Below are 18,900 nucleotides of genomic sequence, written 5' to 3'. Positions count from 1 at the left end.
GTTCGCGGCGGAGCCGGTCGGGAAGGAGCGTTGCGGTGCTGAGCATTCGAGGTCGGGCGTCGGTGTCGAAGGTAACCCTCCCGCTGGGCCGCGCGCTGCTGCGGACCGGTCTCACCCCGGACGCGATGACCGTGATCGGCACGGTCGCGACCATCGCCGCCGCGGTCACGCTGTTCCCGATGGGGCAGCTGTTCTGGGGCACGATGGTGATCTGGCTGTTCGTCATGTTCGACATGCTCGACGGGGCGATGGCCCGGGCCCGCGGCGGCGGCACCAGGTTCGGATCGGTGCTCGACGCGACGTGTGATCGGATCGCCGACGGCGCAATCTTCGCCGGTCTCGCCTGGTGGTGCGCGTGGACGCAACCGCATCGGTGGCTGTTCGTCGCGACGTTGATCTGCCTGGTGACCTCGCAGGTGATCTCGTACGCGAAGGCCAGGGCCGAGGCTGCCGGACTCTATGGCGACGGCGGACTCATCGAACGCCCCGACCGGCTGATCATCGTGCTGGTGGGTGCCGGATTCACCGGCCTCGGCCTGGGCTGGGCCATTCACGTGGCCATGTGGGTGCTGGCGGTGGGCAGCGTGATCACCGTCGGACAGCGGATGTACTCCATCGCCCAGTCGCCGGGCGCCCGCGAACTCATCCCGCTGGTCACGAAGGACGATGCGCCCGGACAGGACACGGCAGAACAGGAAGCGGCACAACAGGAAGCGCCAGAACAGGACGACCTGGCAGGCCCGGACACCCGACCGCACCCCGATGCGCGGTGAGCTCGCTGAGTGAACGGTTCACCGACCTCGGCTACCGGGCGGGCTGGGCCGGCATCCGACATGTGCCCGACCGGTGGGGCCGCGCCGCGTTCGCGCGTGCCGGTGCAATGGCGGGTAGCCGCGGCGGTGGTCCACAACAGTTGCGCCGCAACCTCGCCCGGGTGATCGGCGTTGCCCCCGACGACGTTCCCGACGAACTCATGCGCGACGCCATGGCGTCCTATGCCCGCTACTGGTACGAGGCGTTCCGGCTACCGGCCATGGACATGGCGCAGGCCGCCGCCTCGGTGCACTTCGATCCGCCCGACCGGGCCCGATTCGAGGATGCCTACGCCCAGCGACGCGGCGTGATCTTCGCCCTGCCGCACAGCGGCAACTGGGACATGGCCGGAGTGTGGCTGGTGAACCGAACCGGCGAGAGCTTCTCCACCGTGGCCGAACGGCTGCGACCGGAGTCGTTGTTCGAACGATTCGTCGCCTACCGCGAATCGCTCGGCTTCGAGATCTTTCCGCTCACCGGCGGCGAGCAGCCGCCCTTCGAGCTTCTGGCGCAGCGGCTGCGCGCGGGCGGGGTGGTGTGTCTGATGGCCGAACGCGACCTCAGCCGACACGGCGTGCCGGTCACGTTCTTCGGCGAACCCACCCGGATGCCCGCAGGTTCCGCCCGGCTGGCCATCGAGACCGGTGCGGCCCTCATCCCGACCCACCATTGCTTCCTGCCCGGATCGCGGTCGCAGATCCGATTGCACGATCCCCTCGACGTGAGCGGGGGAGTTGCTGCCACCACCCAGGCGCTCGCCGACGCGTTCGCGACCAACATCGCCGCCCATCCCACGGATTGGCATATGCTGCAGCCACTCTGGGAGTCCGACTGGAGCGGCAGGCAACGCGAACGGATCGAGGGCGCGTGATGAGGATCGGTATGGTCTGCCCGTACTCCTTCGATGTCCCCGGTGGTGTGCAGGCGCACGTGGTGGAACTCGCCGAGGTGTTCATCGGGGCCGGTCACACCGTGAGCGTGCTGGCGCCCGCGGCGGACGACACCCCGCTACCGGATTACGTGGTCTCGGCGGGACCGGCGTTGGCGATCCCGTACAACGGCTCGGTGTCCCGGGTGAACTTCAGTCCGCACGGATACCTCACGCTGCGCCGCTGGATCGCCGAGAGCGAATTCGACGTGCTCCATGTGCACGAACCCAACTCGCCGTCGCTGTCGATGCTCTCATTGATGGTGGCACTCGGACCGATCGTCACCACCTTCCACACGTCGACGTCGAAGTCGTTGTGGCTCACAGTCTTCCAAGGAATCCTGCGTCCCTATCACGAGCGCATCGCGGGCAAGATCGCGGTGTCGGAGCTGGCGCGCCGCTGGCAGATGGAATCGCTGGGTTCGGATGCGGTGGAGATTCCCAACGGCATCAACGTGTCGGCGCTGGCCGGCGCGCAGCCGCTCGACGGGTATCCCCGGCCCGGACGGTCGGTGCTGTTCCTGGGGCGCTTCGACGAGCCGCGCAAGGGCATCGACATCCTGATGCGGGCGCTGCCGAGCATCGTCGAGGCCTTTCCGGATGTGCGGGTGCTGGTGGTGGGTGGCGGCAACGAACGTGCGCTGCGACGCCGCGCAGGCGCCCTCTCCGATCATCTGGTGCTGCTCGGTCAGGTCGACGACGCGACCAAGGCGCGGGCACTGGCGTCGGCCGACGTCTACGTGGCGCCGAACCTCGGTGGGGAGAGTTTCGGCATCGTGCTGGTGGAGGCGATGGCGGCGGGTGCCGCGGTGATCGCCAGCAGACTCGACGCCTTCCGACGGGTCCTCGACGACGGCCGGGCCGGAACACTGGTGGACACCGGTTCGGCCGAGGACCTGGCCGCCGCGGTGATCACGCTGCTCTCCGACGACGAGGTACGCGCCGCGCAGGTGGCCGCCGGTCGCGCCCGTGCCGCCCGCTACGACTGGTCGCGGGTGGCCGAGCAGATCATGCGGGTCTACGAAACGGTCACCGTGGGCGCCGGTCCCGTCGTGGTATCGGACTGAGTGGTATCGGGACTGAGTGGTATCGGGACTGAGTGGTATCGGGACTGAGTGGTAACGGACCCAGTGGTATCGGACTGAGGGAGGCGGATCGGTGATCTCACCGCAGGTACCGGCCGGTCAGCCGTGGGCATCGGGGGTCACGGTGTCGGGTATCACCGTGTCGGGGACGACCATGGGCATCGTCACGGTGGTGGTCGTGGTGCTGGTGCTGGCGGTCGCCTGGGCCTACCAGACGGCCAATCGTCTCGACCGGCTCAATGTTCGCGTGGATCTGGCACGCCGTTCGCTGGAGGCCGCCCTCGAACGCCGATCCGTGGTCGCCCGCGCCATCGCCGCGGGAATGGCCGACTCGCCCGAGGCGCCGACACGTCGGGCCGCCCACGACCTGACGGCCATCGCCGTGCGGGCCGAGCAGGCCCCCGCGGCCGAGCGCGAGGATGCCGAGAACGCATTGTCGGCGGCGCTGGCCCGCACCGGCAGCAGCGATCGGCCGGCCGCGTTGGTCGGCGAACTGGCCGACGCGGAGACCCGGGTGATGATGGCCCGGCGCTTCTACAACGACGCCGTGCGCGACACCCGCGCGCTCGCCGACCGCCGGCCGGTGCGGTGGCTTCGACTGGGCGGCACCGCCGAACCTCCGCGGTACTTCGAGATCTCCGAACGGGTCACCTCCGCCGAAAGCTCGTGACGGCTGACCCACCTGAACCGAGGCGCGGCGCGTGCGGCCGGTATCCTCGGTGGTGGTCACGGCCCGATCGAGGCCGGTTTCACGCGACATCAGGAGACTTCAGTGAGCCAATTCCCGTCAGGGAATCTTCCCGGACCCGACGCATCGGTCAACGGACACGCCGTCGGCGCCGACCCGCAGGTCGGGCAGGGCACCGCGCGCGTCAAGCGGGGGATGGCAGAAATGCTCAAGGGCGGCGTCATCATGGACGTCGTCACGCCCGAGCAGGCGAAGATCGCCGAGGACGCCGGAGCCGTCGCCGTGATGGCACTCGAGCGGGTGCCCGCCGACATCCGTGCGCAGGGTGGGGTCTCACGGATGAGTGATCCCGACATGATCGACGGCATCATCGCCGCGGTGTCGATCCCGGTGATGGCCAAGGCGCGTATCGGTCACTTCGTGGAGGCGCAGATCCTGCAGAGCCTCGGCGTGGACTACATCGACGAGTCGGAGGTGCTCACCCCGGCCGACTACGCCAACCACATCGACAAGTTCGCCTTCACCGTTCCGTTCGTGTGCGGCGCCACCAATCTGGGTGAGGCGCTGCGTCGCATCACCGAGGGCGCGGCGATGATTCGCTCCAAGGGCGAGGCGGGCACCGGCGACGTGTCGAACGCCACCACGCACATGCGCAAGATCCGCGATGAGATCCGACGTCTCACGTCGCTGCCGAAGGACGAACTCTACGTGGCGGCCAAGGAACTGCAGGCTCCCTACGAACTCGTGGTGGAGGTGGCCAACGCGGGCAAGCTCCCGGTGACGCTGTTCACCGCCGGCGGCATCGCCACCCCGGCCGACGCGGCGATGATGATGCAACTCGGTGCCGAGGGCGTGTTCGTGGGCTCGGGCATTTTCAAGTCGGGCAATCCGGCTCAGCGGGCGGCTGCCATCGTGCAGGCCACCACCTTCTTCGACGACCCCGACGTGCTGGCCAAGGTGTCGCGCGGGCTCGGTGAGGCGATGGTCGGCATCAACGTGGAAGACATCGCCGCTCCGCACCGGCTCGCCGAACGCGGCTGGTAGCTCGTCGTTCAACGGCCCGACGTCACCGGCGCCCTGAGGCAAGTGGGAATGTCCCGCCGCGTTCCGGGTCGCGTCGCCGGTAGGATCTGCTGATCATGGATTCGGTCAGCATCGTCCGGGACTCGTCGCTCTCGGGCACCGACATCATCGGGGACCTCCGGCTCGAATGGTCGGTGTGCTGCAACGTGGGCCGGGTGCGTGAGACCAACGAGGATGCGGCACTCGCGCTGCCCGGTCGTTACCTGCTCGCCGACGGCATGGGTGGGCATGAGAGTGGTGAACTCGCCAGCGAGGCGGCGTTGTTGACGTTGGCCGGTATCGACACCGCCGGCGGCCTCGACGCCACCCGCGTCGAATTCGACGGGCTGCTCGGCGACGCGCAGGACCGGATCGGGTCGATCGACGCCCACTCCGATCGTCGCGCGGGCACCACCGCCACCGGGGCAGTGCTGGTGAGCACCGGTGACGGACCGCAGTGGCTCATCGTGAACATCGGAGATTCGCGCACCTACCGGTATCAGAACGGCACCCTCAACCAGTTGACCCGGGATCACTCGCAGGTGCAGGAGTTCGTCGACGCCGGGGTGCTCACCCCGGCGCAAGCGCGCGTCGACCCGCGGCGCAACGTGATCACCCGCGCGCTCGGTGCGGGAATGGTGGATCCGGTCGCCGACTACTTCACCACCGTCGCGTTGCCCGGTGACGTGCTGCTGATCTGTTCCGACGGGCTCACCGGGGAGTTGCCCGACGACGAGATCGCCGACATCCTGGCCTCCACCGACGACGCCGAGCAGGCGGCGCAGACGCTGGTCGACGCCGCGCTGGCCGTCGGCGCGCACGACAACGTCACCGTGATCGTGGTCAGCGTGCATGAGTCGGTGAGCACGGTGCAGATGTCTGCCGTGTCCGGGTCCGATGCCGACGCCGGTGCGTCGGATGCCGCTGTGCCCGATGCCGCTGTGCCCGATGCCGCTGTGCCCGTCGGGGAGGCTGAGGCCGCCGGCGAGACGAGCTGAGCGAGAGTGACATCGTCATGACAACGGATGGGTCGGCCGCTCCGGAGGGGATGAGTTACGTCGAGTACGTGGGCGAACGATTCCCGCTGACGCCCGGCAGGCGGTTCTTCATCGGACGTGAAGCCGACCTCTCGGTCGACGACAACCCCTATCTGCATCGTCGATTCCTGGTGTTGCACAACGAGAACGACCTGTGGTGGCTCACCAACCTGGGCACCCACCTGTCGGCGAGCGTGTCCGCGGGAGATGTCGGGTTTTCTGCCATGCTGGGTCCGGGTGCGCGCATGCCACTGGTGTTCGGCCGCACCACGATCGTGTTCACCGCCGGGCCGACCACCTACGAACTCGATGTGTTCGCAACCGCGCCGCGGGTGCAGTCGGTCACCCGGCCGGAATACACGGGTGGCCGCACCACACAGGGTGTTCCCACCCTCACCGAAAGTCAGAAGCTGCTGATCGTGGTGCTCGCCGAGGAGATCCTCCGGCGAGAGGGGACCGGGGCAAGCGCCATCCCGTCGTCGGCGAAGGCGGCCGCACGGCTGGGGTGGCCGCTGACGAAGTTCAACCGCAAGCTCGACAACGTCTGCGACAAACTCGACCAGCTCGGGGTGAGCGGTATGCGTGCCGGGGGTGGGCGGCTGGCCAGCAACCGGCGCGCGAAGCTCGTCGAGTACGCGGTGTCGTCGCGGATCGTCACGCGCGCGGATCTGCCGATGATCGACGCCGAGGCCGCGCGCAACGCCGCCGGTTGAGCAGACTCCCCACGCCGATGGGGAGATTCCCTCGGGAGGCGGCACAGTGCCTGCGTGCACCCCTTCTGAGCTGGGCGAATGCCATGGGGAGTTCTCCCCATGGGAGGGGAGTTCTCCCCATCGACGTGTCTGTCCGGCAGCCATAGCGTTGCAATCACACCGGACCTTCCGGGACCGGCCGGATCGAGTATCCGCGCCGAGTGATCGCGAGGAGACGCCGACATGACCGCACCGGCCCAGACCACCCGAAACCTGCACTTCTCCGCCAACGACGCACGCCGTCGCGTCGAGGCGGACGCCCGTCGCCGCGAGGCACTGGCGCGGCTCGCCGCACGTCGCATGCCGCTTCCCGGGCAGCCGACCGGCACGACCGGCCAGTCCGCCGGCCGCCGGATGCACCTCGTACCCGACGCCGCCGACAGCCGCGCCGAAACGCGCACCACCGCCGACGCGGCCGTACCCGGCCTCGAGCGTCCGAACCTGACCGCGCGTGAGGTCGAGGTGCTCCGCACCTGGCTGATGGTCGACACCAAACCCGCTGTCGCACAAGAACTGTTCATCTCGCTGGGTACCGTCAACACCCACCTGACCCGGATTCGCGCCAAGTACGCCGAGATCGGGCGGGCCGCGCCCACCAAGGCGGGCCTGGTGGCGCGGGCGGTTCAGGACGGACTGGTGCGCCTCGAGGAACTCTGATCCGCCTGCCACCGCCCGCCCGAAACCGTCGAGACACGTACGGAATACTGGTCGGGTGGCAGCCATCGAGGAGATCCTGCGGGTCGAACGCATCGAGACCGACATCTACCGCGGCGGAGCGTTCGAGAGTCATCTGCAACGCACGTTCGGTGGTCAGGTGGCCGGGCAGGCCCTCGTCTCGGCCACCCGCACCGTGGGCGACGAGTACATGGTGCACTCGCTGCACGGCTACTTCTTGCGGCCGGGCAACCCCGACATTCCCGCGGTGTTCCTCGTCGACCGCATCCGCGACGGGCGGTCGTTCTGCACGCGACGGGTGACCGGGATCCAGAACGGCGAGGCCATCTTCACGATGTCGGCGTCGTTTCACGTCAGCGGCGACGAGGGCATCGAACATCAGGACCCGATGCCACCGGCGCCCGACCCGGAGTCGCTCCCCGAAAGGTCCGACGAATTCTCCGACGAGGAGAAGGCCGTCTTCAAGGAATGGCAGAACTTCGACATCCGGATCGTTCCGCGCAAGGACATGGTCACCTCCGACCTCGTGGTCGCACAGCAGCGCGTGTGGTTCCGGTACCGCAATCGTCTGCCCGACAACCCGGTGATCCACGTGTGCACGCTCGCCTACATGAGCGACATGACGCTGCTCGGATCGTCGAAGGTGCCCCATCCCGGCGTCGAACCACAGGCGGCCTCGCTGGATCACGCGATGTGGTTCATGCGGCCGTTCCGGGCCGACGAATGGCTGCTCTACGACCAGACCTCGCCGTCGGCCGGTGCCGGTCGCGCCCTGACCCAGGGCCGCATCTTCGATCGCTCCGGAGCCCTCGTGGCCGCGGTCACCCAGGAGGGGTTGTCGCGGACCGGGCGGCAGATGCCCACCGATCAGCACGCCCGGCGGGCGAGGTGACCGCGACGTCGTCGGCTCCACGTGTCGGTGTTCTCGCGTTGCAGGGTGACGTGCGCGAACACCTCGCCGCGTTGTCGGCGTCGGGGGCGCGGCCGGTGGCGGTGCGCCGCCGCAGCGAACTCGACGAGGTGGACGGACTCATCATCCCCGGCGGCGAATCCACCACGATGAGCCGGCTGCTCGGTGTCTTCGACCTCTACGACCCGCTGCGCGAGCGTCTCGCCGACGGCATGCCCGCCTACGGGTCGTGCGCGGGAATGATCCTGCTGGCCTCGCAGATACTCGACACCCGACCCGACGCGCGTCACCTCGACGCCCTGGACATCACGGTGCGCCGCAACGCCTTCGGGCGTCAGGTGGAGTCGTTCGAAACCGATCTGGAGGTCGACGGCATCACCCACGGCGCGCCGATGCGGGCGGTGTTCATCCGCGCGCCCTGGGTGGAGCAGGTGGGCTCGGACGTGCGGGTGCTGGCCACCGTGCCGGACGGTCCGGCCGCGGGCCGGGTGGTCGCGGTCCGGCAGGCGAGCGTGCTGGCCACCTCGTTTCATCCGGAGGTGACCGGGGATCGCCGGGTGCATGAGTACTTCGTCCGAATGTGCGCCGGTAAGATCGACGGATGACGTCGTCGCGGCAGCGTCGCCGGATGCGGGAAAGGATCGGGAGAGTATGAGCGGCCACTCCAAATGGGCCACCACCAAGCACAAGAAGGCGGTCATCGACGCCAAGCGCGGCAAGATGTTCGCCAAGCTGATCAAGAACATCGAGGTGGCCGCGCGCACCGGGGGCGGCGATCCGGCGGGCAATCCCACCCTCTACGACGCGATCCAGAAGGCCAAGAAGAGTTCGGTTCCCAACGACAACATCGAACGCGCGCGCAAGCGCGGCGGCGGTGAAGAGGCCGGCGGCGCCGACTGGCAGACCATCACCTACGAGGGATACGGCCCCAACGGTGTCGCCATCCTGATCGAATGCCTCACCGACAATCGCAACCGTGCGGCCGGTGAGGTGCGCACCGCGATGACCCGCAACGGCGGCAACATGGCCGACCCCGGATCGGTGGCCTACCTGTTCACCCGCAGGGGTGTGGTGACGCTGGAGAAGAACGGGCAGAGCGAGGACGACATCCTGATGGCCGTCCTCGACGCGGGTGCCGAGGAGGTCAACGATCTCGGCGAGACCTTCGAGGTGGTCAGCGAACCCACCGATCTGGTGGCCGTGCGCACCTCGCTGCAGGATGCGGGGATCGACTACGACTCGGCGGAGGCCGATTTCCGGGCATCGGTGGAGGTGCCCGTCGATGCCGAGGGTGCGCGCAAGGTGTTCAAGCTGATCGACGCCCTCGAGGACTGCGACGACGTGCAGAACGTGTACAGCAACGTCGACGTCAGCGACGAGGTGCTCGCCGAACTCGACGCCTGATCGCCTCGCCGGTATTCCGCGTCCGCCGGTAGCAGCACTTCGCGGTGAGTGAACTTGCTGCCACGGATCCGGCGCGCGTGTCGGTGCGCGGTGATGTCGGGGACGCTCGCTACACTTATCGAACAGTTGTTCGGCGTGTCGAGGGAGGTCGCGGTGCGGGTGATGGGTGTCGATCCGGGGCTGACGCGATGCGGCATCGCGCTCGTCGAGTCCGGTGCCGGCCGGCAGGTCACCGCACTCGACGTCGACGTGGTGCGCACCCCCACCGACATGGAGCTCTCGGCGCGGTTGCTGGCGGTGTACACCGCGGCCTGTCACTGGCTCGACGTCCATCAGCCCGACGTGGTGGCCATCGAGCGGGTCTTCGCCCAGAATCAGGTGTCCACCGCGATGGGCACCGCGCAGGCGGGTGGTGTGATCGCGCTGGCCGCCGGCCAGCGCGACATCCCGGTGCGGTTTCACACGCCGTCGGAGGTGAAGGCAGCGGTGACCGGCAGTGGTCGCGCCGATAAATCCCAGGTCACCGCGATGGTGACACGCATCCTGGGCATGCAGACAAAACCCCGCCCGGCCGACGCCGCCGACGCGCTCGCACTGGCCATCTGTCACTGCTGGCGCGGTCCGATGGCCGAGCGTCTGGCCCAGGCGCAGCGGCAGGCGGAGGCTGCGGCCGCCCGGCATCGGGAGAAGATCGCCGGGGCACGGCAGCGCCAAGGGATCATCCCCGCACGTGAAGGGAGGGGTGCATGATCGCCTCGGTACGTGGCCCGGTGGTCGACGTGGCCCTCGATCACGTCGTGATCGACTGTGCCGGCGTGGGCTATCGGGTACTCGCCACGCCGTCGACGTTGTCGCAGATGCGGCGCGGGGAGGAGTCCACGCTGCTGACGTCGATGATCGTCCGCGAGGACTCCATGACGCTGTACGGCTTCACCGAACCCGACGCGCGCGCGTTGTTCGCGCTGCTGCAGACGGTGACCGGGGTCGGCCCGCGGCTGGCCATGGCCACGCTGGCCGTGCTCGAACCCGAAGCGCTGCGCCGTGCGCTCGCCGATTCCGACGTGAAAGCGCTCACCACCGTGCCCGGCATCGGCAAACGGGTGGCCGAGCGGCTCGTCGTGGAGTTGCGCGACAAGGTCGATCGCCCGGCGTCGGAGACCGCGATGGGGCCCTCGCTGGTCGGTGCCGGGGTGAGAGATCAGGTGACCGAGGCCCTGGTGGGCCTCGGTTTCACCGCCGCACCCGCGGAAAAGGCGGTCACCGCTGTCCTCGCCGACGATCCCGGTGCCGACGCATCGCGGGTGCTGCGCGAGTCGCTGGCACTGCTGGGCAAGACCGCATGAGCGCCGACATCCCGCCCGACGAGCGGGAGGTCAACGCGACCCCGGTCCGTTCCGACGGAGACTTCGATGCGGGCCTGCGCCCGCGGTCGCTGGCCGACTTCATCGGCCAGCCGCGGGTGTGCGAACAACTCGAACTGGTGCTGCACGGAGCGAAGGGTAGGGGCGGTACCCCCGACCACATCCTGCTGTCGGGTCCGCCCGGTCTGGGCAAGACGTCGCTGGCCATGATCATCGCGAGCGAGATGGGTGCGGCGATCCGGGTGACGTCGGGTCCGGCGCTCGAACGCGCGGGCGACCTCGCCGCGATGCTCTCCAACCTCGTCGAGGGCGACGTGCTGTTCATCGACGAGATCCACCGCATCGCCCGTCCCGCCGAGGAGATGCTCTACCTGGCGATGGAGGATTTCCGCGTCGACGTGGTGGTGGGGAAGGGCCCCGGCGCCACCTCGATCCCGCTCGACGTCGCCCCCTTCACCCTGGTCGGCGCCACCACGCGGTCGGGATCGTTGACCGGCCCGCTGCGCGACCGGTTCGGGTTCACCGCGCACATGGAGTTCTACGAGACCGACGAACTGGTGCGCGTGCTGCGTCGGTCGGCGCGAATTCTCGGTATCGATCTGCGCGATGACGCCGCCGCGGAGATCGCGAGTCGTTCCCGCGGTACCCCGCGCATCGCCAACCGGCTGCTGCGCCGGGTCCGCGACTACGCGGAGGTGCGCGGTGACGGGGTGATCACTGTCGACATCTCGCGGGCCGCGCTGGCCGTCTACGACGTCGACGAACTCGGCTTCGACCGGCTCGACCGGGCCGTGCTCAACGCGTTGATCAGGGCATTCGGCGGTGGACCGGTCGGTGTGTCGACACTCGCGGTGGCCGTCGGCGAGGAGCCGGCCACCGTCGAGGAAGTATGTGAGCCGTTCCTGGTGCGCGCGGGCATGGTGGCGCGCACCCCGCGCGGGCGGGTGGCCACCGCGGCGGCCTGGCATCACCTCGGCCTCACCCCGCCGGCGGGCGCGATGAACGCCACATTCGGGGTTCGTCCCCGCGACATCGGGACGGACAGTCTCTTCGACGAACTGTGACCGTGCGGCCGAATCGGTCGGCAACGCAAACCCCTTCCCGGCGGCGTGGCACACTGGTATGAACCCCCGATCTGATGAAGGACTGATCTTCTCCCCATGTCATCTCTGCTCTTTCCCCTCCTGCTCGTCCTGCTCGCCGGTTTCATGTGGTTCTCGATGCGCAAGCAGAAGCGGCGCATGGCCGAGACCCAGCAGATGCAGAACTCGGTCGAGACCGGCACCCGGGTGCAGTTGACGTCGGGGCTGTTCGGCACCGTGATCGACGCCACCTCGTCCGATTACATCGACGTCGAGATCGCCACCGGCGTGGTGACCCGCTGGAACCGGCTGGCCATCATGAAGGTCGTGTCCACCGAGGATGCCGCCGCCACCTATGCGGGTTACGTCCCGCCCGCGGCCCCCGTCGACGGTGTCGACGATTTCAGCGCAGAGGATTTCAGCGCAGAGGATTTCACCTCGGTCGACGGCTCGGTGGTGGGGGAGTCGCCCGCCCTCGACGAGCCCGCCGCCGAACAGCGGCCCGCCGACTCCGGCGACTCGGTCTCCGACAAGCAGGCCGACTCCGAGAAGTAGTCGACACACCCCACACGCGGTCGGGGAAGTTTTCCCCTTCGTCCGGCCGGTCAGTAGAGTGGCCTGCGGCCATCGACGCCCCCTGACGGTGCGCGTACCGTCATGCCCGTACGCGCCCGTGAGCGCGGATCAGCGTCGATGGGAACAGTGTCAAAGGAGACCGAGTACAACGTGACCACCCCTCGCCGGGCAGCGGCCAGATCCCGAGAGATCCCGCCGTGGCGTCCCCTTGCCGTGTTCTTCGCCCTCCTCGTGGTGGTCTACGGCCTCATCTTCTTCACCGGGGGAGGATCGCCCACCCCGAAACTGGGCATCGACCTCCAGGGCGGTACCCGTGTGACGTTGACCGCGCGCACCGAGAACGGTGCCGCACCGACCCGCGAGCAGCTCGATCAGGCCAAACAGATCATCGAGCAGCGCGTCAACGGTCTCGGCGTGTCCGGCTCGGAGGTCGTGGTCAATGGCAACAACCTGGTGATCACGGTGCCCGGGCAGGATGGGGCGCAGGCCAAGTCGCTCGGCCAGACGGCTCGTCTGTTCATCCGGCCGGTGGTGAGCGCGCAGGACGCGGTGGCGCAGCCGAACGCGACGCCGCCCGGTGAACAGGCCCCGGCCAATCAGGTGCCCGCCGACGAGTCGGCCAAAGCGATCGCCGAAGAGCAGCAGAAGCGGCAGGCCCCGGCCAACGCCAACCTCGACGCCCTCAAGGCCCAGATGGCCAAGATGGACTGCTCGAAGGGCGCCAACGACCCCCTCCTCGGCAACGACAAACCCGACCAGTACCTGGTGGCCTGCTCCACCGACGGCAAACAGGTCTACCTGCTCGCCCCGGAGATCATCGACGGCCGCGACATCAAGTCGGCCAGCTCCGGATCCGATCCGCAGAGTGGTGCGTGGACGGTGTACCTGGACTTCAAGCCGGACGCCGCGCAGACGTGGAGCGACTTCACCGCCAAGAACATCGGTAATTCCACGGCCTTCGTCCTCGACAGCCGTGTGGTCTCCGCGCCGCGCATCAACTCTCAGATCTCCGGTGGCAAGACCCAGATCACCGGTTCGTTCTCCGAGTCGGAGGCCACCGACCTGGCCAACGTTCTCAAGTACGGCTCGCTGCCGCTGTCGTTCACCACGTCCGATGCGGAAACGGTATCGGCGACGCTGGGCCTCGCGTCTCTGCGCGCGGGCCTGATCGCGGGTCTGGTCGGTCTGATCGCGGTGTTCATCTACGCGCTGGCCTATTACCGGATGCTCGGCTTCCTGACGATCTTCTCGCTGGTCTGTTCGGGTGCGATGGTCTACGGCATCATCGTGCTGCTCGGCCGGTGGATCGGCTTCACCCTCGACCTCGCCGGCATCGCCGGTCTGATCATCGGTATCGGCATGACCGCCGACTCGTTCGTGGTGTATTTCGAACGCATCAAGGACGAGATGCGCGAGGGCCGTAGCTTCCGGTCGGCGGTGCCGCGCGGCTGGGCGAGCGCCCGGCGAACCATCTGGTCGGGCAACGCGGTCAGCTTCATCGCGGCCGCGGTCATCTACACCCTGGCCATCGGCGAGGTCCGCGGCTTCGCGTTCACCCTGGGACTCACCACCATCCTCGACGTCGTGGTGGTGTTCCTGGTGACCCATCCGCTGGTGGTGCTCGCCAGCCGCAACTCGTTCATGTCACGACCGAACGTCAACGGTCTGGGTGCGGTCAGCGAAGTCGCCCGACAGCGTCGCCACACCCCGCGCGCGGGCAGTGATGCCGGCGAGAGCGCGGCCGCGACTCCCGGCACAACCGGCGTTAAGGCCAAGGCCGTCGCGGAAGGATCGGCGAAATGAGCAGCAGCAACGGCACCCACAGCGGGTCGACGGCCACGCTGGCACCCACCTCGGCGTCGGACGCCGATTTCGTCGCCGACTCCAATCGCTCCTTCCTGTCCCGGCTCTACACCGGCACAGGAGCTTTCGAGATCGTGTCGAAGCGCCGCCGGTGGTACATCGTCACCGCGGTGATCCTGCTGATCTGTATCGGCTCCATCGCCATCCGCGGGTTCAGCTTCGGCATCGACTTCGAGGGTGGCACCCAGATCTCGATCCCCGCGACCAGCAGCAACGTGACCAGTCAGTCCGTCGAGGACGCGGTGTCGAAGGCGCTGGGCCACGCACCGGAGTCCGTGCAGACGGCCGGGGCCGGATCCAGCGAGACCGTTCAGGTGCGCACCGACGCTCTCACGGTGCCTCAGGCGTCCGCGGTCACGCGGGCACTGACCGACTCGTTCGGGCCGGAGGTGACCACTCAGGACGTCAGCATCTCCGAGGTCAGCTCCACGTGGGGACGTGAGATCACCCAGAAGATGCTGATCGCGCTCGGCGTGTTCCTGGTGATCGTCTTCGTCTACATCGCGGTCCGGTTCGACCGCGAGATGTCGGTGGCGGCGCTGGCGTCGCTGTTCTTCGACATCATCTGCACCGCGGGAATCTATTCTCTGGTCGGGTTCGAGGTCACGCCGGCCACCGTGATCGGCCTGCTGACGATCCTCGGCTTCTCGCTCTACGACACCGTCGTCGTCTTCGACAAGGTGTCCGAGAACACCCGCTCGGTGCGCCAGACCACGCGCCGCACCTACGCCGAGCAGACCAACCTGGCGGTCAACCAGACGCTGATGCGCTCGATCAACACCACCGTGATCTCGGTGCTGCCGATCATCGCCCTGATGGTGATCGCGGTGTGGCTGCTCGGTGTCGGCACCCTCAAGGACCTGGCACTCATTCAGCTCGTCGGAATCGTGGTCGGTGCGTATTCGTCGATCTTCCTCGCGGCGCCGTTGCTGGTGACGCTGAAGGAACGGCGCGGCGACATCAGCCGCCACACCAAGAAGGTGCTCGACCGTCGGGCCGCGGTGGCCGCCGGCGAGACGCCCGGCGCCGATGATCGTCCGGTGCGTGGGCGGACCTCGACGCGCGCTGCGAGCGTCGACACCTCCGGTGACACGGCCGAGAAGGCCGCTCCCACCGGTAAACGACGCCGCAACCGCTAGTCTCGCGTGCCATGGGGAGGCGAACCGGGCGGGTCACCGCCCTGCTGCTGGTTGCGGCGGGTGTACTCGGACTGACGGTTGCCTGCTCGGAAGACGCCGAACCTCAGCTCGACTACGTCGTGGATGCGCGGTTGTCCACCGTCAACGCCAACACGGTGGCCGGCAACGCCGACGGTGCGCTGATGGCCGTCACGCGGGTGTTCCCCGGATTCAGCTATCTGGGCGCCTCGGGTCAGGTGACACCCGACCGCGACATCGGCACCGTGACCGCACAGCCGGGACCCGTGCTCACCCTGCGCTACCAGTTCGCCCCCGACGCGGTCTTCTCCGACGGCCGGCCTCTCGACTGCGATGACCTGGTGCTGGCGTGGGCGGCGATGAGCGGACGGTTGCCCGGCTTCACACCGGCCACCACCGCCGGCTACCGCGACATCACCGATGTGCGCTGCGCGCCCGGAGACAAATCCGCCACCGTCACCTTCGCGCCGGGGCGCGATTACCGGGACTGGCTGTCGCTGTTCGGGGCGGGCACACTCCTGCCCGCGCAGGTGGTGGCCCGCGACGCGCAGGTCGCCGACGTGATCGAACCGATCCGGGCAATGAACCGTCCGGTGATCGCCAAGATCGCCAAGGCATGGAACACCGGATTCGACCTGCGCCCGGGTGCGGTGGAGGACGGGACGTTCCCGTCGTCGGGTCCGTATCGGATCAGCTCGTACGGCGAGGGCGGGCTGGTGCTCTCCGACAATCCGAAATGGTGGGGCGATGCCCCCAAGGTGTCGCGGATCGTCCTACACGACCGGCGCGGCGACGCCGTCCGCCGCATCGCCGACGGCCGGTACGACATCGCCGACGTAACCGCGGGACTCACCGATGGTGACGCCACCGCGTCCGACGCCGGCGCCGCCGATCAGGTGCAGGCGCGCGACGCGCCCGGCCGCTCGTTGGGCGTGGAGGAACTGGTGTTCTCCGGCAGTGGCGCCTTCGCCGACCCTGCGGTGCGTAGAGCATTCGCCTCGTGCGTGCCCCGCGATCGTCTGACCCGCGGGTTCGGTCAGGGCGCGCAGGTCTGGAATTTGCGCACACTCGCCCCCGCCGACGATCTGGCCGCCGCCATCAACAGCGAATTCGGCCAGGGCTACTTCCGGGTGGATCCCGCCCGGACCCGCGCGTTGCTCGCCGACGCCGGACGCGACGGCCCGCTCCGTGTACGGATCGGCTACCTGGCGCCCGACGACCGCAGGCGACAGATGGTGGCCGCCATCGCCGACTCGTGCCGCGGCGCCGGGATCACGGTCGTCGACGCCGGGTCGCCGCAGATCAGTGTCACCGATCTCGGCACCGACGTCGACGCGATCCTCGTCGTCGACGGGGCGTCGATGGCCGCTGCCGGGGCCGCCGACCCGATCCGCGACGCCCAGCAACTGCGCGGCGGGGATCCGCTGAACCTCGCGGGATTTCGCGATCCGCAGGTGAGTGCGGCGATCGATGCGCTCGCCGTGGCCCAGCTCGGCTCCGACCGTCTCGAACTGGTCCGCACCATCGAGAACGCCGCATGGGCAAGTGTTCCGTCGCTGCCGCTGTTCGCTGCGCCACGGGTACGACGGTGGAATGATCGGGTCGGCAATGCGGTCGCCGGGCTGGCGCGCAACGGGACCGGCTGGAACATGGACCGATGGACCATACTCAAGTGATGGGCGACATCATCGAAGCGCCACTCGCCAACTGGCTGGCCGCTTTCGACGGCCGCGTCCTCGAGGTGTTCTCGCCGTACCGCCAGGGGTCGACGCGGTATCACGCCGCCCTCATCGTGGGCTGCCGGATCGACGGCACCACGTTGACCGTCGACTTCCAGCGCGGGGAGGTCGGCCTGTGGCCGTTCCGTCCGGAGCAACTGCCGCAGGTGACCGCACTCGTGGACGCCGTTCTCGCCACGCGCAGGGCGTGGTGGCCGGCACCACATCCGTGACCGGGATTCCCTCCCGGACCATCCGACCGCATGCCCAGACCGATCGAGATGAGTGAGGCCATGAGTACTGCCGACGCGTCGCCCACACCCCCCGAGTCCGTGCCTCTCGAGCCCATGCCTCCCGAGCCCAGGCCCCCCGAGGAGCCCGCGGTTCCGACGCACGTGACGGAGGCAGCGCTGGCCGAGGCGAGGGCCGCCATCGTCCGACACGCCCGCCGGGTACCGGACTTTCCGGAGGCGGGCATCGTGTTCCAGGACCTCACCCCGGTGCTCGCCGACCGCGACGGGCTGTCGTCGATCGTCACCGCGCTGACCCACGGGTGCCGCGGCATCGACCTGATCGGCGGTATCGACGCCCGCGGGTTCCTCCTCGGCGGCGCGGTGGCCCGTGAACTGGATGTGGGCGTCCTCGCGATCCGCAAGGGCGGCAAGCTCCCGCCCCCGGTGCACTCGGTGGAGTACAGCCTCGAGTACGGGTCGGCCCGGCTCGAGATCCCCGCCAGTGGCATCGACATCTCCGGCATGCGGGTGCTCCTCGTCGACGACGTGCTGGCCACCGGTGGCACCGCGTTGGCCGCCGCAGAACTCGTCGAACGCGCGGGTGCCACGGTGGTGGGTGTCGCGGTGATCATGGAACTCGAGGGTCTCGGCGGCCGCGAGACCATCGCCCGCGGACTCGGCGAGTCACTTCCGGTGCACACCGTCGTGACCGACAGCTGACCCCTAGACCGGCACCTCCGATCAGTGCGGAATCCCGATGAGCAAAGTCGATGACTACCGGCGTGAACTCGCGGCGCTGCCCGACGACGTCGACGTGTGGTTCTCCTGGCTCGGTGAACGGTCGAATCTGCCGGGGCCACGGGCGAATCTGAGCTTGCTCGCCGCATTCGTGGAGGAGGCGACCCCGGCGATGGTCCGCGCGGCCGCAGCCGCCGACGACGAGTACCTGGCGTGCTGCGGTGCCGCGGGACTGGGGCGACTGCTCGCCGAGCAGACAGCCGACCGCGATGCGACGCTCGTCGCGCTGCGCGCCGCGGCCGACGATCCGCGGTGGCGGGTGCGCGAGGGTGCCGCGATGGGACTGCAGCGCTGGGCCGACGACGACCCGCGCGCCATGGCTGCCGTCGCGCTGGACTGGGCGGGTGGGCCCGAGCCGCTCGTGGCCCGGGCGGCGGCCGCCGGGATCTGCGAACCGCGACTACTGCGCGATCCGGGCATGGCCGCCGCCGCGATCGAGGTGTGTGAGCGCGCCACCGCGCTGATCGGTGCCCGGCCCGCCGATCGTCGTCGCGACCCCGACCTGCGGGTGCTGCGTCAGGGATTGGGCTACTGCTGGAGTGTGGCGGTGGCCGCCGACCCCGACCACGGACTCGATCGGTTCACCGCGCTACGCGACGACCCCGATCCGGACGTCGCGTGGATCGTGCGCACCAATCTGCGCAAGGCCCGTCTGGCCCGGCTGTCGGCGGACTGATCGGCGCCGACCTCCCGCTCCATCGCTCCACGACACTGGGCACCGACCCGCCGGACTAGACTCGACACATGCGATGTTGATT

The 18,900-nt window shown here is 68.8% G+C and carries 21 protein-coding genes; all 21 read left to right on the top strand.

The genetic code is table 11. The annotated features are described in order from the left end of the window. Nucleotides 1-35 precede the first annotated feature (35 nt). The 21 genes from pgsA (at nt 36) to ACWDTD_RS07550 (ending at nt 18,818) form a co-directional block, all read left to right on the top strand. The gene (gene pgsA, locus ACWDTD_RS07650; protein WP_449746477.1) at nt 36-773 is read left to right on the top strand and encodes a phosphatidylinositol phosphate synthase; all 738 of its coding nucleotides are present in this window, start codon (nt 36-38) and stop codon (nt 771-773) included. After that, a complete protein-coding gene (locus ACWDTD_RS07645; protein ID WP_449746476.1) occupies nt 770-1,684 on the top strand; it encodes a phosphatidylinositol mannoside acyltransferase in 915 nt (304 codons plus the stop codon). The genes pgsA and ACWDTD_RS07645 overlap by 4 nt, the downstream gene beginning before the upstream one ends. Further along, nucleotides 1,684-2,808, top strand: a complete 1,125-nt coding sequence (locus ACWDTD_RS07640; protein WP_449746522.1) for a glycosyltransferase family 4 protein — start codon at nt 1,684-1,686, stop codon at nt 2,806-2,808. The genes ACWDTD_RS07645 and ACWDTD_RS07640 overlap by 1 nt, the downstream gene beginning before the upstream one ends. 172 nt (nt 2,809-2,980) lie before the next feature. Continuing rightward, a complete protein-coding gene (locus ACWDTD_RS07635) occupies nt 2,981-3,496 on the top strand; it encodes an NUDIX hydrolase (protein ID WP_449746521.1) in 516 nt (171 codons plus the stop codon). Nucleotides 3,497-3,598: 102 nt separating this feature from the next. After that, entirely contained in the window at nt 3,599-4,558 is a 960-nt protein-coding gene (pdxS, locus tag ACWDTD_RS07630) for a pyridoxal 5'-phosphate synthase lyase subunit PdxS (protein WP_449746475.1), read from the top strand. A 95-nt stretch (nt 4,559-4,653) separates the two neighbouring features. Further along, a complete protein-coding gene (locus ACWDTD_RS07625) occupies nt 4,654-5,574 on the top strand; it encodes a PP2C family protein-serine/threonine phosphatase (RefSeq protein ID WP_449746474.1) in 921 nt (306 codons plus the stop codon). A 17-nt stretch (nt 5,575-5,591) separates the two neighbouring features. Further along, entirely contained in the window at nt 5,592-6,326 is a 735-nt protein-coding gene (locus tag ACWDTD_RS07620) for a hypothetical protein (protein ID WP_449746473.1), read from the top strand. Between the two features lie 222 nt (nt 6,327-6,548). Beyond that, on the top strand, nt 6,549-7,022 hold the full coding sequence (locus ACWDTD_RS07615) for a LuxR C-terminal-related transcriptional regulator (protein WP_449746472.1): 474 nt from the start codon (nt 6,549-6,551) through the stop codon (nt 7,020-7,022). A gap of 55 nt (nt 7,023-7,077) precedes the next feature. Continuing rightward, nucleotides 7,078-7,932 carry an acyl-CoA thioesterase gene (locus tag ACWDTD_RS07610; protein ID WP_449746471.1) on the top strand — a complete coding sequence of 285 codons (855 nt, stop codon included), beginning with the start codon at nt 7,078-7,080 and terminating at the stop codon, nt 7,930-7,932. Beyond that, complete coding sequence (pdxT, locus tag ACWDTD_RS07605) at nt 7,929-8,555, top strand: pyridoxal 5'-phosphate synthase glutaminase subunit PdxT (protein WP_449746470.1); 627 nt, start codon at nt 7,929-7,931, stop codon at nt 8,553-8,555. The genes ACWDTD_RS07610 and pdxT overlap by 4 nt, the downstream gene beginning before the upstream one ends. Before the next feature lie 46 nt (nt 8,556-8,601). Then, nucleotides 8,602-9,354 carry a YebC/PmpR family DNA-binding transcriptional regulator gene (locus ACWDTD_RS07600; protein WP_449746469.1) on the top strand — a complete coding sequence of 251 codons (753 nt, stop codon included), beginning with the start codon at nt 8,602-8,604 and terminating at the stop codon, nt 9,352-9,354. 153 nt (nt 9,355-9,507) lie between these two features. After that, a complete protein-coding gene (gene ruvC, locus ACWDTD_RS07595) occupies nt 9,508-10,104 on the top strand; it encodes a crossover junction endodeoxyribonuclease RuvC (protein ID WP_449746520.1) in 597 nt (198 codons plus the stop codon). Beyond that, the gene (gene ruvA, locus ACWDTD_RS07590) at nt 10,101-10,697 is read left to right on the top strand and encodes a Holliday junction branch migration protein RuvA (protein WP_449746468.1); all 597 of its coding nucleotides are present in this window, start codon (nt 10,101-10,103) and stop codon (nt 10,695-10,697) included. Before ruvC ends, ruvA begins: the two co-directional genes overlap by 4 nt. Beyond that, nucleotides 10,694-11,779 (top strand): Holliday junction branch migration DNA helicase RuvB, encoded by a 1,086-nt coding sequence (ruvB, locus tag ACWDTD_RS07585; RefSeq protein ID WP_449746467.1) that lies wholly within the window; start codon nt 10,694-10,696, stop codon nt 11,777-11,779. Before ruvA ends, ruvB begins: the two co-directional genes overlap by 4 nt. A gap of 96 nt (nt 11,780-11,875) precedes the next feature. After that, nucleotides 11,876-12,352 (top strand): preprotein translocase subunit YajC, encoded by a 477-nt coding sequence (yajC, locus tag ACWDTD_RS07580; RefSeq protein ID WP_449746466.1) that lies wholly within the window; start codon nt 11,876-11,878, stop codon nt 12,350-12,352. 138 nt (nt 12,353-12,490) lie between these two features. Then, nucleotides 12,491-14,176 (top strand): protein translocase subunit SecD, encoded by a 1,686-nt coding sequence (gene secD / locus ACWDTD_RS07575; protein WP_449746465.1) that lies wholly within the window; start codon nt 12,491-12,493, stop codon nt 14,174-14,176. Continuing rightward, the gene (gene secF, locus ACWDTD_RS07570) at nt 14,173-15,375 is read left to right on the top strand and encodes a protein translocase subunit SecF (RefSeq protein WP_449746464.1); all 1,203 of its coding nucleotides are present in this window, start codon (nt 14,173-14,175) and stop codon (nt 15,373-15,375) included. Before secD ends, secF begins: the two co-directional genes overlap by 4 nt. Before the next feature lie 11 nt (nt 15,376-15,386). Next, nucleotides 15,387-17,069, top strand: a complete 1,683-nt coding sequence (locus tag ACWDTD_RS07565) for an ABC transporter substrate-binding protein (RefSeq protein WP_449746463.1) — start codon at nt 15,387-15,389, stop codon at nt 17,067-17,069. Then, nucleotides 17,069-17,344 (top strand): hypothetical protein, encoded by a 276-nt coding sequence (locus tag ACWDTD_RS07560; protein WP_449746462.1) that lies wholly within the window; start codon nt 17,069-17,071, stop codon nt 17,342-17,344. The genes ACWDTD_RS07565 and ACWDTD_RS07560 overlap by 1 nt, the downstream gene beginning before the upstream one ends. A 114-nt stretch (nt 17,345-17,458) precedes the next feature. Beyond that, nucleotides 17,459-18,064: an adenine phosphoribosyltransferase gene (locus tag ACWDTD_RS07555; RefSeq protein WP_449746519.1), complete on the top strand. Its 606-nt coding sequence runs from the start codon at nt 17,459-17,461 to the stop codon at nt 18,062-18,064. A gap of 37 nt (nt 18,065-18,101) precedes the next feature. After that, on the top strand, nt 18,102-18,818 hold the full coding sequence (locus ACWDTD_RS07550; protein WP_449746461.1) for a HEAT repeat domain-containing protein: 717 nt from the start codon (nt 18,102-18,104) through the stop codon (nt 18,816-18,818). Nucleotides 18,819-18,900 lie beyond the last annotated feature (82 nt).

It is taken from the genome of Gordonia sp. NPDC003425, assembly GCF_053588635.1.
Note: the sequence above shows the minus strand (reverse complement) of the source record. Positions and strands in the feature narration are given on the sequence as shown.

What these genes read in the sequence shown, in the direction of transcription:
- secD (WP_449746465.1), top strand. Translation starts at nt 12,491, where the DNA reads ATGGGAACAGTGTCAAAGGAGACCGAGTACAACGTGACCACCCCTCGC.
- ACWDTD_RS07635 (WP_449746521.1), top strand. Translation starts at nt 2,981, where the DNA reads ATGGGCATCGTCACGGTGGTGGTCGTGGTGCTGGTGCTGGCGGTCGCC.
- ruvA (WP_449746468.1), top strand. Translation starts at nt 10,101, where the DNA reads ATGATCGCCTCGGTACGTGGCCCGGTGGTCGACGTGGCCCTCGATCAC.
- secF (WP_449746464.1), top strand. Translation starts at nt 14,173, where the DNA reads ATGAGCAGCAGCAACGGCACCCACAGCGGGTCGACGGCCACGCTGGCA.
- ruvB (WP_449746467.1), top strand. Translation starts at nt 10,694, where the DNA reads ATGAGCGCCGACATCCCGCCCGACGAGCGGGAGGTCAACGCGACCCCG.
- ACWDTD_RS07555 (WP_449746519.1), top strand. Translation starts at nt 17,459, where the DNA reads ATGCCTCCCGAGCCCAGGCCCCCCGAGGAGCCCGCGGTTCCGACGCAC.
- ACWDTD_RS07640 (WP_449746522.1), top strand. Translation starts at nt 1,684, where the DNA reads ATGAGGATCGGTATGGTCTGCCCGTACTCCTTCGATGTCCCCGGTGGT.
- ACWDTD_RS07550 (WP_449746461.1), top strand. Translation starts at nt 18,102, where the DNA reads ATGAGCAAAGTCGATGACTACCGGCGTGAACTCGCGGCGCTGCCCGAC.
- ACWDTD_RS07600 (WP_449746469.1), top strand. Translation starts at nt 8,602, where the DNA reads ATGAGCGGCCACTCCAAATGGGCCACCACCAAGCACAAGAAGGCGGTC.
- yajC (WP_449746466.1), top strand. Translation starts at nt 11,876, where the DNA reads ATGTCATCTCTGCTCTTTCCCCTCCTGCTCGTCCTGCTCGCCGGTTTC.
- ACWDTD_RS07560 (WP_449746462.1), top strand. Translation starts at nt 17,069, where the DNA reads ATGGGCGACATCATCGAAGCGCCACTCGCCAACTGGCTGGCCGCTTTC.
- ACWDTD_RS07615 (WP_449746472.1), top strand. Translation starts at nt 6,549, where the DNA reads ATGACCGCACCGGCCCAGACCACCCGAAACCTGCACTTCTCCGCCAAC.
- ACWDTD_RS07620 (WP_449746473.1), top strand. Translation starts at nt 5,592, where the DNA reads ATGACAACGGATGGGTCGGCCGCTCCGGAGGGGATGAGTTACGTCGAG.
- ACWDTD_RS07625 (WP_449746474.1), top strand. Translation starts at nt 4,654, where the DNA reads ATGGATTCGGTCAGCATCGTCCGGGACTCGTCGCTCTCGGGCACCGAC.
- ACWDTD_RS07565 (WP_449746463.1), top strand. Translation starts at nt 15,387, where the DNA reads ATGGGGAGGCGAACCGGGCGGGTCACCGCCCTGCTGCTGGTTGCGGCG.